This window comes from Stutzerimonas sp. KH-1 (assembly GCF_054483855.1).
Genome location: NZ_CM137011.1, coordinates 3,168,947 through 3,182,574, shown reverse-complemented (window position 1 = coordinate 3,182,574; position 13,628 = coordinate 3,168,947). Strand labels below are relative to the sequence as shown.

Sequence of the window (13,628 nt, the reverse complement as noted above, 5' to 3'; positions counted from 1 at the left end):
AGACCGGGCGGGAGGGCGCGTTGCGTGCTCCCGCCCGGCCCTAGCTTCCATGTTCGTGGCGCTCAGTTCTGATTCCTGCAGGCCTCGGACAGCGTCCGGTAGGCCAGCTTGCGCTCGGTACCGGTGGAGTCGCGATAGGTCATCTCCGCGTCGGTCACCTCGCAGTAGGGGGTCGGCTTGATCTTCACCGACAGCACCGAGGCGACATCCAGTCGGGTGCCGTAGGTGTAGGGCTGGGCCTTGGCATCATCAGCCTGGGCCAGCGAGGTAAACAGCAGGGCAGTGGCAATAAGGGTTGCACGCATGGCGGGGCATCCTGTTCTGGTTCATAGGTCCGTCCTGTTTTTGCCTGCCGGATCACCTGAACCGGCGTCGCTTGTGCTTGTTGTCAGGAGCCCAGGCATCGTAGAAGTAGATAGGCGCCTAACGGTAATTGCGGTTTCCAATCCGCGCGATTGAGGGAAATGCCTGGCCGTTCCGCTGCTGCACCGTCCCCAAGGATCCTCGGCGTCGCACCCGGCCGACGAGGCGGGTCGATGCGCAGTGCCCTCTGCTGTCTTTTGCTACCCTCCTGCCTCCCGTCACAGGAGCGACGCCGCATGATCGAACAGACCCTCAGGCAGACGTTTGGCTACGACAGCCTGCGTCCGGGCCAGGAACAGGCCATTCGCGCCGTAGTGGCGGGGCGCTCTGCGGCGGCGATCTTTCCTACCGGTTCGGGCAAATCCCTGTGCTACCAGCTGCCGGCTCTGCTGTTGCCGCACCTGACCCTGGTGGTCTCACCCTTGCTGGCGCTGATGCAGGATCAGCTGGCCTTTCTGCAGCGGCATGGCATCGCCGCCGGCAGCATCGATTCGGCGCAGAGCCGCGAGCAGACGAGCGAAACCATGGCGCGCGCCAAGTCCGGCGAGTTGAAGATCCTCATGATCTCGGTGGAACGGCTGAAGAACGAGCGCTTCCGCCACTTCATCAGCCAGGTGCCGATCTCGCTGCTGGTGGTGGACGAGGCGCACTGCATCTCCGAGTGGGGGCACAACTTCCGTCCGGACTATCTCAAGCTTCCCGACTATCAGCGCAAGTTCAACATTCCCCAGGTACTGCTGCTGACTGCCACGGCGACGCCGCCGGTGATCGCCGACATGCAGACCAAATTCTCGATTGCCACCGACGACGTGGTGACGACCGGTTTTTACCGGCCCAATCTCAATCTGCTGGTTGAGCCGGTCAGCGGCTTCAACAAGCCGCGCCGGCTGGTGGAATGGCTAGAGGACAAGGCTGGGCAGCCGACCATCGTCTACGTCACCCAGCAGAAGACCGCCGAGCAGGTCGCCGAGCATCTGGCGCAGCGGGGGTTTCCGGCCAGCGCTTATCACGCTGGCATGGCTCACGAGATGCGTGAGTCGATCCAGCGCCGCTTCATGGCCGGCGAGCTGAACTGCATCGTCGCCACCATCGCGTTCGGCATGGGCATCGACAAGGCGGACATCCGCAACGTGGTGCACTACGACCTGCCCAAGTCGGTGGAGAACTACAGCCAGGAGATCGGCCGGGCCGGGCGCGACGGGCGGCCGTCCGATTGCCTGGTGCTGGCCAATCGCGACAGCCTCAGCGTGCTACAGAACTTCGTCTACGGCGATACGCCGGAACGCGAGGGCATCCGCTGCGTGCTCGACGAGCTGCTGCAGGCTGGCGCCGGCGGGCAATGGGAGCTGATGCTCAACCAGCTGTCCGATCAGAGCAACATCCGCCAGCTGCCGCTGAAAACCCTGCTGGTGCAGCTGGAGCTGCGCGGCATCATCGCACCGCGTTTTGCCTACTTCGCCGAGTACCGCTTCAAGTACCTGCTCGAGCCCGAGGCGCTGGTGACGAAGTTCGAAGGCGAGCGGCGACAGTTCGTCGAAGCCATCGTGCACACCTCGGCGCGGGCGCGGACTTGGTGCACGCTGGATTTCGAAGCGCTTTATGGGCAGCACGGCGCCGATCGGGCGCGGGTGGTCAAGGCGCTGGAGTATTTCCAGGAAAAGGGCTGGATCGAGCTGGAGAGCAAGCAGATGACCGAGGTCTATGCGCTGCTCGATCCGCACTTCGAAGCCGAGGCGCTGAGCGCCGAGCTGCACGCCTATTTCAAGCAGCACGAAGCCAGCGAGATCACTCGCATCGACAACATGCTGGCGCTGTTCGAATCCGCCGAATGCCTGAGCCAGCGGCTGGCCGCCTATTTCGGTGATCGGCAGGCACCACAGCGCTGTGGGCATTGCTCGGTCTGCAACGGTCAGGTCGCGAAGCTGCCGGAACCGCCGGCACTGGCGCCGCTGGAGCAGATCGACCTGGCCGCCCGCTGCGCAGCGTTCAGTGAGCGTTACACGCAGCTCAAGGGCGGTGCGCCGAGCGCCGAGTGCCTGACGCGCTTTCTCTGCGGCATCAGCGTACCGGTGTTCGCCAAGCTCAAGGCGCGCCAGCTCCCCGGCTTCGCCTCGCTGGAGGCCTATCCCTACGCCGAGGTTCGCGCGCGCCTGGCTGGTTAGCGCGCGGTCAGGCCGATCAGCCGGTCGGCGACGCCCTTGGTCTGGCGTGAGGTGCCGGCGGTGAGGTTGCTCGAATTTTCCAGCGCATCGAGCAGTCCGGTCAGCGAGCCGACACCGGCCGACTGGGTCTCGATATGCTGCGCCACCGCGCGAATCTCGCTGGCCAGGCGATCGATGTCGGTGCCGATCTCCTCCGCATTCTTGCCGGTGATCTCGGCCAGCTTGCGCACCTCGTCCGCCACCACCGCGAAACCGCGGCCTTGCTCGCCTGCGCGTGCCGCCTCGATCGCGGCATTGAGCGCCAGCAGGTTGGTCTGCCCGGCGATCTGCTGGATGGTCTGCACCACCGACTGGATGCGCTGGCTCGACTGCGCCAGGTCGCGGGCGCTGCTGACCACCTCGTCGGCCTGGTGAACCATCTGCTTGACCGAGCTGCCGGCCTGTTCGATGACGGTGCCCTGCTGGTTGATGTTCAGGGTCAGGTCGTCCATCGACCCGTGCAGTTCAGTGGCGCACTGACTCAGCTGTTCGGACATCGAGCGGCGTTCCTCGTCGGCCTGCGAGAGCACCTGACCGAGGTCGGCGAGGCCGCGGAACACCGGCCGGATATGCTCGTCGAGCCCGTTAATGTCCACCGCGCTGCTGTAGTCCTGGCGCTTGAATTGCTCGATCTGCTTGACCACCACCTGGCTCAGGCCGGTGAGTTTCTTGATCTGCCGGCGCAGGAAGAACGCCTTGAATTCACCGTGGTAGGCGATGAAGTTGTCGGTGTACTCGTCGTGGAACTCGTCCTTGCCGTTGGTGCGGAAGAAGAACACCGCCGTCAGTGTCTGGTTGAGATTGAGGCCGAGGATCTCGCCGAAGGTTGAATAACCGGCCACCGGCACGTCATCGAACACCGGGTCCATGCTGCCGAGCGCTCGTTCGTTGTTCAGCCGGCGCAGGATGCAGTCGTTGAGGATGCCCACGATCGGCTTGCCGGGTTTGTTGCGCATGAACTGCTGATAATCGCGGCGGGTGGTTTCGGCCAGCGGCGTGCGCTTGACCATGATCAGCTCTTCGCCGGGCGCTACGTCGCAGAACAGATGCACGCGCTCGTTGACGAAGTCGATCTGCGAGATCGAGCGGACAAACACTTCCTCGCCGACGCGGATGGCGAAGGAGTAGTCCGAGAGCCGTTGCTCCAACTCCTGCGGCGCGCATTTGAGCGCCTCACAGAGCGCCTGGACCATCGTGCGGATGTTACCGCGAGCGTCGACCACCTGGCTGATGTAGCGATCCTCCAGGGAGGCGCTGAGTACGCTCAGGCTGAGCGGCGTGGGCTCGAAGTTCTGGCTCTTGAAGACGCCGAAGCGGACGTCGCGGGCGCACTTGAGGAAGACGATCAGCGCATGGTTCTGGTAGCTGCGCTGGCCGTCGTGGAGTTGGGTGCGCTGGAAATCCAGCTTGCCGCCCGCCGAGCCACCGACGAACAGGCAGGGAAAGCGCCCGGACTCGTACAGGGCCTCCATGAAGAACGACTCCGAGGCGGACAGGCCGTCGAAGAAGATGTTGGCCAGGGTGTCGCGGTAGTCGATCTTCATCGTCACCTGCAAACGCTTGATCGAGGCAGTCAGGCGGGCGATACGTTCGGCCATCGGCAGGCGCTGGCCGCCGCTGCGGATGTCTTCGCTGGCCAGCGGCACATGCACCACCTCGGCCGCTGCAATGACGCTCGCATCGAACAGTTGCAGGACGACGCCATCCCACTGGCCGCTCGTGGCGCAATAGAGTTGGCGGTTCTGGCTGGAAAGCTCGCCAGCGGTGCTGCACAGGCTCATCGCCGCATGCGGGAATCGCTGGCGCAGTTGCCGGGCCACCGTGTCGATGTCCACATGAGGCGACACGAATCCCGCTACATAGGTCGGCTCGAAGCGAAGTCCGGCCAGCGCTTCGGCTAACTGCCGGGCACTGACGTGCAGGCTGCAGACACCAGAGGAAGAGCCGGCACCGGCCTTGAAGCGGGAGAACAGGGACATGGTCGTTACTCTCATGTTGGGGCTGCTGGCATCGGGCAGCTTGGAAATGCGCCGTGATGCTGAACTTCTCAGCTTGGATATCGACAGCCAGAGTCAGCGCTTGAGCACCGTTCGGCGTCTCGCCTGATGCCGTGAACGTAGCGACTGCCACCAGCGCTGACCATGCCTCGATAGTTGTTGTACGAAAGTACCAATATATCGCTCAGCTTCTTCGTCGAAAGGCCATCTCGTTATGTCTGGGGGTGCAGATTTTGTTGTTCGTTATTACCAACGATCGAACGGAACGGGCTGCTGTAGCAGGTGATTCTGCTGGTCGTTACATGCACGAATGCCTGTTTGGTTATAAGCGGATCAATAACTAAGAGAATTAAAGTTATTCGATTTGTTGCCGACTTCCTGAAATAACGAGGTTGGTTCTATCTAATAGGTTTCAGCGGATCTGGTTATAATTGCCCTTTTCTTTCTTGGGTGGGTTAGTGATAGCTGTTATTTATATTTAAAGTGTTTGCTTAAATATATTCTGTAACTTATTGATTCTTTATCTTCAGGTTTTCCGACTATGAACGACAAGCGCATCCTGCGGCGCCTTGCCTTGTGCGCCGCTCTCTTCCTGTTGCCCATCGCTTCCCAGGCCAGCAGCCGAACCGTGCAGTTGCAGGCGTCCGATCCGCATACCGCACGCTCGCTGCTGCTCAATGCCGAACTGTATCGCCCCGAAGGCAGTGGCCCCTTCCCGGCCATCGTGTTGATGCACGGCTGCGGCGGTTGGCAGCCAGCCGTGCGCGATGGGTTGCGCACGCATGCCGAGTTTCTGCGCGACAGTGGCTTCGTCGTGCTCAACCTGGACAGCTTCGGGCCGCGACAGTACGGCGGAGGCAAACTCTGTTCGAACAACCCGGCCCTGTATCGGGCACTGTCCTATCGCACCAGCGATGCCTTCGATGCGATGCGCTATCTGGCCGGTCAGGACTTCGTCGCGGCGGACAATATTTTTCTCATGGGGCAGAGCAATGGCGGCGCCGTGGCGATTCGTGCCGCCAAGGAATCCGCCCCGCAGCGTTATGGCAACGGCGAGGCCGCTTTCCGCGGCGTCGTGGCCTATTACCCCTGGTGCGGTGAGCTGGGGCGTTCACGAGTATCGCTGAGTGCGCCCCTGCTGATCCTGGCGGGTGGTCGCGACAACTGGGTGCCGGCTAGCGAATGCCAGGGCGTGCGTGGCGAGGGGGCACCGCTGGAGGTGAAGGTCTACCCCGATGCGGCGCATTCGTTCGACCTGCGCCTGCCACCGCAGAGCTTCCAGGGCAAGCTGATCGGGGGTGACCCGGCCGCGACGCTGGACAGCCGGGACCGGATGCTGCGGTTTCTGCTTGGCAACCTGACACAGGAGCAGCAACTGGCACGTGCTGCGCGCAACGGGCGAAACGTGGCGCTGGCCAACTGAGGCGCTGGCGGGAGCTCAGCGATCGAATGGCAGGCCCGGCTCGAACGAGATCAGCGTGTAGGTGATCCGGCCATGAGGAAAATCCGCCTGCAGGAATACCGGCCCGCAGAGACGGTCCAGGCGGCATGACAGCCGGGTTGGCAGCCAGGGCAGCGAACCGCTCGGCTCGCTGACAACGGCCAGACCATGCCCTTCATTGTCCGGTGCCGCGGTGCAATGGCAGCGGACCCGCACGAAGGGCTTGGCGCGATAGGGCGCGAGAAACCGTGGCAGCCCGCTGCGCATGCGCGACGCCAGCAGCGGGGCGAGGTCGTCCCACTTCATTCCTGGCGCCGCTGCATAGGGTATCGATGGTGCCGCCAGCGCCGTCAGCCAGAGCAAGGCCGTGCAATCTTGCTGTACCTCGCTGATGCGCCAGGCGTCGGGGGCCAGTTGCACGGTCATCAGCCCCCCACGCTCGCCACGCAGCAGGTGCTGGCCGGCGGCGTCTAGAGTCACGTTGATCCGCTCGGTGTCGCCCTGCCGCCCGAGGATTCCCTTTGGCAGCTGTCCTTCCGTTTCGATGCTCCAGACTGCGATGCCCGGGGCTGCGCTGGCCAGCAGCGCCTGCACGTTGTGGTTGGCCGGTGCCGGCGAGAGCAGCGTGCCTTGTGAGGGCATCGCAGTCGCATGCCAGTGCTGGAATGGCTGCGTGATGTCCGGCGCCGTGAGGAAGTTGGCCAGCCGAAAGGCGATCGTCGGTGCACTCGGATCGGCCGCTGCCTGGCATTGCAGGTGCACGTGAGGTGTCGGTGAGCGTCCGGAGTTGCCGATGCGCGCGATGAATGCGCCGACCTCCACCCGTGCGCCGGGGCTGACCAGAATAGAGCCCTGTTGCAGATGCGCCAGTAGCGCCCAGCCGCCTTGGTCGAGGCGGATCATTACGTAGTTTCCCCAGTTATCTGCGTAGTTGCAGATGCCTGCAGGGTTGTCGCTGACCCCGTCATGGATACGCTCGACATAACCCGATCCCGGAGCCATGACCATACCGTCGAAGGGCCCCGGTTCGGTGGAAACGGCAGGCTGGAAATCCAGGGCATGGCGCCAGGGGCCGACATGGCTGAGCAGGCCGTCTTCACCCTGCGCGATGCGCGACTTGCCGCACAGCGGCACGATCAGGAACGGGCCGCTGCCGCTGCGCCGTGACCAGTAGTCCAACCGCTGCCATGCGGCTTCTGGCGACAGCGCCATGGTTCGGTTGCGGCGCACGAGAAAGTTTTCGGTCATGCCCAGCGCGCTCAGCGCGACCCAGATCGTCAGCGCCGAGGCGAGCGGCAGATAACCGATCGCGGTATAGGGCGAAAGATGCTGAAAGCCCGCGGCCAGCAACGCTGCCGTGGCGCCACCCAGTGCTGCCAGGGGCAGGCTGATGCGGCTGGGAACCAGAAAGATCGCGCCGAGGGCTGCACCCGCCAGAAACGAGTTGTAGGCCGTCGGCATCCAGTAGAAGACCACACCCAGCTGGTTCAGTTGGACGGCAGTGACGATTCCGGCGATCCAGCCCAGCGTGCCGGCGAAGAAGGCAAGCCGGGACCAGAGCAGAACGGCCAGCGCGATGATCATGCCAATCCCCAGCGTGGGAGAGAACAGCAGGGCGCCGAGGGTGCGGAAGTAGGTCACCAGCCACTGCTGGAGCGTCTCCGGTACCGGCCACCATTGCATCGACGCCATGGCCGAAAGCGTCCAGTGCGGAAAGATCGCGAACAGGAACACGGAGACCATGCAGTAGCTGACCACCAGCGGCGGCAGCCCGGCTCGCAACAGCGGACGCAAGGTGGCTGTTGCCAGGATCGTGGTGGCGCTGACGGTGCAGGCCACCACGAGAATCTGGGCCTCGACGGCGAGGCCTGAATACTCCGTCAGCCATGCCGCGGCGATTGCCGCGAGCAGGGCGTTGGCTTTGAGATTGCCCTCGGCCGGGGAATGGTCGCGAATCTGGAACAGCCGCAGGATGCCCTCGGCCAGCACAGTGCCGAACAGGGCGAAGGCGGCGAAGCGCAGATTCTCGAACAGGCCCAGCCAAAGCAGTGCACCGATCCAGGGATGCGGAATCAGAAAGGCGCCGCCGAGTGCCGGTCCAAGGATCGAGACGAGCGGCGTCGAGAAGCGGTGGACAGCATGCGCAGAGCCATCGCTGGTGGCCGCTCCGAGGTTCGGCGCGTCCATCAGCGTTCAACCAGGCTGGCCGGTAGCCGTTCGAGCCGCTGTACCTCTTCCAGGGTTTCCGCGGCGCGGATCAGTTCGGGTACACCGCTTTCGGTGATCAGCACGACGGCCGGTCGATAGGCGATGAACTGCATCGACTGACTGAGGTTGTAAGCACCCACCGGGTGCACGCTGAGGACATCACCCACTTCCAGTGGCGGCAGGTCGATATGGTCGCGAATCACATCGATGGCCATGCACAGCGAGCCATAGATGCGCGAGGGCATGGGCGGTTCGTTGACCAGGCGCGAGGGCCGCACCTCGAAGCGGTACCAGGCGCTGGTGTAGAGCAGGTTGATCCCGGCATCGACGATGTAGTTGACCTTGCTGTCCTCGCCAGCGATCAGTTGTTCCTTGTAGTCACGGGCGGACAGGCCTTCGTTTTCCGCACGTTGGCGATGAATGCCCTTCACCGCCACCACGCTGGTCAGCAGGTAGCCAGCCTCGTCGACCAGATGACGTCCGGTTTCCAGCCGCAGTAGTGGCCGCTTCTTTTCCGGCAGGCGGTTGAGCACCTCGGTGATGGCGTCGGCGTAGGCTTCGATCGGTGGCACGACCTGCTCGGCCGGCCCGGTCATGCCATGCAGCAGGCTGTTGGACGGAAAGCCGCCGCCCAGGTCGAGGCAGTCGAGTAGGTGGCCGTGCTTGCGCTGGATGGTGTCGCGTAGTGCCAGCAGCTTCTGCGTCGCAGTGCGGTAGGCCGAGGGTTCCAGAATGTAGGTGCCGATGTGCGTGTGCAGCGTATGCAGACGCAACCTGGGGTTCTTCACGATGCGCTCGGCGGCGCGCTCCGCCTCGCCATTGGCCAGGGCGAAACCGAACTTGGACCAGACCGGCCGAATACCCGCGTCGAGCCACACGCGTATGCCCACGTCGAGCGGCTTGCTGCGGTCGCGGGTCAGCTCCTCGATCAGGCTCAGCTCGTCCCAGTTGTCGATGTGCAGCAATGCCCCTTCGTCGATGGCGCGGCGGAGTATGGCGCGCGGTTTGTACGGCCCGTTGAAGACGATGTCCGGCCCGGCAAAGCCCAGGTAGCGGGCCTTCTCGTACTCGAAATCCGAAACCACTTCGGCGATCCAGCCTTCCTGGTGCAGGATCTGGCAGACGGCCTGCAGGTGGTTGGTCTTCAGCGACCAGGCGAAGCTGGTTTTCGGGTAACGACGGCGAAATGCCTCACGGGCATGGCGCGCCTTGTTGCGTAGCGCATGCTCGGAGAAGACGAACAGCGGCGAACCGAAGTCGGCCACCAGCGCCGGGATCGGATTGCCGTCGATCTCGAACAGCGTAGGCGCGTGAACGCCGCGGGCGAAGCTGTTGCGCTCGGCCGCCGCATATGGGCTGTTGCTGCCCAGCTCGTTGCTGATGAGCGGTTGGCTGTAGTCCTGAGTCACGTCGGATCACCTCGAGGTTATCGTGCACTCGTCTGCGATGCAGACGCGCTGGCCGCTGATGGTCATTTGCGCCACCTCGGCGATATCGGTTACCAGATCGATGCTGTGGCGGATGAACATCTGCCCCGCGGTGCAGTTTTGCAGTGGGGTGACGTCCAGCCTGATGAGCTGCTCGAGCAGGCGCGCGGGCATGTTGCAGCCCAGCTGGGAGGGAAAATCCACCCAGGCGGGGAAGCGCGGGTTCATTTCGAACAGGGCATGGCGCTTGCCCGGCACCTTGATGAACTCGAGTTCGAAGGGGCCCGGCCAACGCAGCGCGCCGATCACGCGGGCGACCAGTTCGTCGAGCTCGGGGTCGGCTACCACCACGCCGGCGAAACCCTTGCCGGCCGAGGTGCGCAGCATCTTGCGGATCGAGCAGGAGGCCAGCAGGCCGCCTTCTCCGTCGCCCAAACCGAGGATGTCGTACTCCTCGCCGACCACCAGTTCCTGCACCAGCACTGGTGTGCCCCAGACGCTGGCGATGCTGTTGAAGGCTTCGTACAGCTCCTTCGGCGTCGTCGCCAGATGGGCCTCGTAGAAGCGTCCCTTGACGTAGACCGGATAGCCCAGCTGCAAGGCCAGTGCAGCCAGGGTGTCCGGGTCGTTGGCCATCAGGGTTCGCGGCGTCGGTACATCGAGTCGTGCGCAGAAGGTATCCAGGTTGGCCTTGGCGCGCTCGTCCAGCGTCTGCTGGCTCGGCAGCAGGCAGCCGATGCCGCGCGCCTTGAGTTCCGGTTGCAGCTGGATGTAGTTGTCCAGCTCCGAATCCAGGCAGGGGATCAGGTAATCGATCGGTTCGGTTTGCAGTATCTCGTCCAGCCTGTCCAGCGTCGCCTTGGCGCCCGCTCCGGGAAAGGGCATCAGGTAGGCGACGTCCGGTCGGCCCCCGTCATGGCAGTACAGGCCGCTTTCCAGCGGGTCGTAGGACAGACCGACGATACGCAGCTTGGGGAAACGGCGGCGCAGGCTGGCGGCTACCGCTGCGCCGGGCTGTGGATTATTACCGCGATGCAGGCCAGTGATGGCGACATTGATCATGGCGCGCCCCTCGCTGGGTCGAACAGGCGGCCAAGCGGCTCCAGCGCTGTCAGGCTGTTGAGGAAGAGCTGAACGTCCCGACTGGCTGTTGCGCTGTCCAGCTCATAGCGTGCCTGAAGTCTCGCTGGCAGGTCCGCGACGGGCGTGCCGGCGGCGAGAGATTTCAGCATGAAACTGGCGCTGGGATTAATCCTGTAGAACATGCCGGAGACGGAATCGAAAACGAACTCGTCGCCGTAGAACTGCAGGCGTCGATCAAGCGAACCGGGGTCCTTGCTGCTTGGAAAAGACTGCTTCGGCATGGCACTTCAAACCCCCGTGTGTACTGCGAGACTGCGGGTTAGGCGCCTTCCACGGTAGTAGCCTTTTGCCTTCCCTTATTGATCATAGTCATGTCCGGATGCAGTCCAGATTATTTTTCATCGGCGATTGATTAGGGTCAAAAGGCCATCACTTGAGGCGGTACGAGCTAATGCACAAGGACTAATCTCAGCGTGAATGAGCTGGGTGAATCTGCCGTGTTCCGCTGCTGCGTCTTTTGCCGGCTGCAGGTGCAGGTACGCAGGCAGGGCATTCCCGTCGAGCCCGTGACGATAGCGTCGAGCCTCTGCACGAGCCCGGATCAGCGAAGACAGGTTTGTGTCGAGACCGGAGGAGGTCGGCGATGTACCAGAAGAAGATGCTTTTCACGCTATCGGCCATGGCTGCTGCACTGCTTCTTGCGGGCTGTGCGGACAAGCTGGTGATTGCCTCGCACGCGCGGTTGACGACCCTGGACCCGGTCACCAGCACTGCCTACGTGACGCGCAGCCACGGCTACATGGTCTATGACACGCTGTTCGCGCTGGATGAAGAGCTGCGCCAGCGCCCGCAAATGGTCGAGAAGTGGACGTCCTCCAGCGACCTGAAGACCTGGCATTTTCAGCTGCGCGAAGGGTTGCAATGGCACGACGGCCAGCCGGTGACGGCCGAGGACTGCGTTGCGTCGCTGCAGCGCTGGGGCAAGCGCGACGGTGCCGGGCAGCAGCTGTTCCAGAACATCAGCAGCATCAGCGTCGATGACGCGCAGCGCTTCACCATCGTGCTGAAGGAGGCGGACGTGAGCATCATCCGCACCCTGGCGAAGGTTTCGGTGAACGTGCCGTTCATGATGCCCAAGCGTCTGGCGCAGGCCGATGCGTTCAGCCCGATTACCGAGGCGGTCGGCTCCGGTCCGTTCATCTACCGGCCCGAGCGCACCACCGCCGACAAGGTGGTCTACGTGCGCAATCCGAACTACAAGCCGCGCCACGATGTGCAGTCACAGGCGGCCGGGGCGAAGATCCCGGGCGTGGAGGTGGTCGAATGGCGCTATTACCCGTCGCAGCAGGAGGCCGTGCAGAAACTCATCGACGGCAAGGTCGATTATGTCGAATCGCCTTCCACGCAACTGGTTTCGCTGATGGAGGGCAACGCCGATATCACCGTCGCCTCCACCGATCCGCTGGGTAACGTCGCCATGGCGCGCTTCAACCATCAGCAGGCGCCGTTCAACAATCCGGGTGTGCGCCGTGCCGTGCTGATGGCCATGCAGCAGGATGCCTACATGTCCGCTGCGCTGGGCGACGCCCGCTACTGGCGCAACTGTTACTCGGTCTTCCCCTGTGGCACGCCGCTGGCCAATGAGGCCGGTAGCGAGATCATGAAGCGGGGCGACCTGCAGGCCGCCAGGCAGGCACTCAAGGACGCCGGTTACGACGGCACGCCGGTGGTCGTGCTGAATCCGACCGATACCCCGGTCATGGCGGCCTTCACCCAGGTGACCGTGGAGTTGCTCAAGGAATTGGGCATGACCGTGCAGGTTCGCGACATGGACTGGGCGACCCTGCTCGAGCAGCGTGAGCGGCGCGATTCGGTGGCCGATGGCGGCTGGAGCATCTTCCACACCTGGTGGAACGCCGTCGACCTCAGCGATACCTCGTCCATTGCGTTCTCCGGCGACCCGCAGAGTGGTTGGTATGGCTGGGCGGAAGATGCCGAACTGGAGCAGTTGCGTGCCGCGGCGGCGAGGGCGGACGGGGCGCAGAAGGTGGCGCTTGCCGAGCGCATCCAACAGCGCCTGTGGGATATCGGGGCCTTCGGCGTGCTGGGGCAGTTCTTCGAACCGGTCGCGTTCCGCAGCGACCTGCAGGGGATCACCGCGCCGATGCAGTTCTACTGGGGCGTGTCACGCAGCGAGGAGTGACGTTCCGGCTCCTGCCCTTGAAGGCCCGCCCTCGGCGGGCCTTCTGCATTTTGCGGCGTCACTGATTCGGGTAGGGGCGCGCCCAGTCGGCCAGTTCGAAGAACAGATCGCCAAGGGTGCGATAGGTGCCGCTGGCAGGACTCCAGCGATCGACGAGATGGTAACGACCCTGGTCGTTGCCCTCGATGACCCATTGTCCGCCATGTATGCCGTAGAGATTGCCCGAGGTCGGCAGACGCCAGAAGTCGGCGGCCGCCAAGGCTGCCTGCAACCTGTTCCAGTCGGCTTCGGCCAGGCGCCTGTGCGAGTAGGCGGCAAGCTTGCCCGGGTCGGACCTGCCCCAACCGGACAGCTGAAAGGCATGCAGCATGACCGCGTCACCGCTGCGGGTGATGCGGATCGTCACCGGATGGGCCAGGCCGTTCAGCCAGAGCAGGCGATAGCTTTGTAGATCGGGCGAATGACCGCAGGACAGCGAGGGTTCTCCCAGGCGCGCCAGGGGCTCGGCATACCAGCGTCTGCGCTCTTCGTCGGACGCCGGGTAATGTCGTGGGAAGCTGCCGGGGGGAAAGTAAAAATCCGCCCCGGTGCAGGCTGGCGGCGCGGCAGCCGCCTGGCCGTGCGCGGCTGCGAGCAACAGGGCCAGTGTCAGCCGGTACCGCTTGGCCTGTTTCAGGGAGGCGCTGAGCTCAGCCATGTTCGTCG

10 protein-coding genes are annotated in these 13,628 nt (G+C 63.8%); 3 read left to right on the top strand and 7 right to left on the bottom strand.

The window, feature by feature from the left end:
• Positions 1–62: 62 nt before the first annotated feature.
• A complete protein-coding gene (locus tag ACX1DW_RS15395) occupies positions 63–305 on the bottom strand; it encodes a DUF2790 domain-containing protein (protein WP_013981452.1) in 243 nt (80 codons plus the stop codon).
• 294 nt (positions 306–599) lie between these two features.
• Between ACX1DW_RS15395 and ACX1DW_RS15390 the strand changes: the two genes are divergently transcribed.
• Positions 600–2,525: a RecQ family ATP-dependent DNA helicase gene (locus ACX1DW_RS15390; protein ID WP_458991803.1), complete on the top strand. Its 1,926-nt coding sequence runs from the start codon at positions 600–602 to the stop codon at positions 2,523–2,525.
• Here the strand turns inward: ACX1DW_RS15390 and ACX1DW_RS15385 are convergent.
• Entirely contained in the window at positions 2,522–4,543 is a 2,022-nt protein-coding gene (locus ACX1DW_RS15385; RefSeq protein ID WP_458991802.1) for a methyl-accepting chemotaxis protein, read from the bottom strand. The genes ACX1DW_RS15390 and ACX1DW_RS15385 overlap by 4 nt on opposite strands.
• A gap of 559 nt (positions 4,544–5,102) precedes the next feature.
• On the opposite strand from ACX1DW_RS15385, the gene ACX1DW_RS15380 reads away from it, so the two are divergent.
• Complete coding sequence (locus tag ACX1DW_RS15380) at positions 5,103–5,984, top strand: dienelactone hydrolase family protein (protein ID WP_394375381.1); 882 nt, start codon at positions 5,103–5,105, stop codon at positions 5,982–5,984.
• A gap of 15 nt (positions 5,985–5,999) precedes the next feature.
• Here the strand turns inward: ACX1DW_RS15380 and ACX1DW_RS15375 are convergent, their stop codons facing one another.
• Genes ACX1DW_RS15375 through ACX1DW_RS15360 form a run of 4 tightly spaced genes read right to left on the bottom strand, consistent with a single transcriptional unit; the run spans position 6,000 to position 11,001 of the window.
• A complete protein-coding gene (locus tag ACX1DW_RS15375) occupies positions 6,000–8,189 on the bottom strand; it encodes an urea transporter (protein ID WP_458991801.1) in 2,190 nt (729 codons plus the stop codon).
• On the bottom strand, positions 8,189–9,619 hold the full coding sequence (locus tag ACX1DW_RS15370; protein ID WP_200600691.1) for a type III PLP-dependent enzyme domain-containing protein: 1,431 nt from the start codon (positions 9,617–9,619) through the stop codon (positions 8,189–8,191). The genes ACX1DW_RS15375 and ACX1DW_RS15370 overlap by 1 nt, the downstream gene beginning before the upstream one ends.
• Before the next feature lie 6 nt (positions 9,620–9,625).
• A complete protein-coding gene (locus ACX1DW_RS15365; protein WP_458991800.1) occupies positions 9,626–10,699 on the bottom strand; it encodes a hypothetical protein in 1,074 nt (357 codons plus the stop codon).
• Entirely contained in the window at positions 10,696–11,001 is a 306-nt protein-coding gene (locus tag ACX1DW_RS15360; protein ID WP_156245405.1) for a PqqD family protein, read from the bottom strand. The genes ACX1DW_RS15365 and ACX1DW_RS15360 overlap by 4 nt, the downstream gene beginning before the upstream one ends.
• A 362-nt stretch (positions 11,002–11,363) precedes the next feature.
• Between ACX1DW_RS15360 and ACX1DW_RS15355 the strand changes: the two genes are divergently transcribed.
• Positions 11,364–12,923 (top strand): ABC transporter substrate-binding protein, encoded by a 1,560-nt coding sequence (locus ACX1DW_RS15355; protein WP_458991799.1) that lies wholly within the window; start codon positions 11,364–11,366, stop codon positions 12,921–12,923.
• 58 nt (positions 12,924–12,981) lie between these two features.
• On the opposite strand, the gene ACX1DW_RS15350 is transcribed toward ACX1DW_RS15355, so the two are convergent.
• Positions 12,982–13,620, bottom strand: a complete 639-nt coding sequence (locus ACX1DW_RS15350; RefSeq protein WP_458991798.1) for a hypothetical protein — start codon at positions 13,618–13,620, stop codon at positions 12,982–12,984.
• Positions 13,621–13,628: the final 8 nt, after the last annotated feature.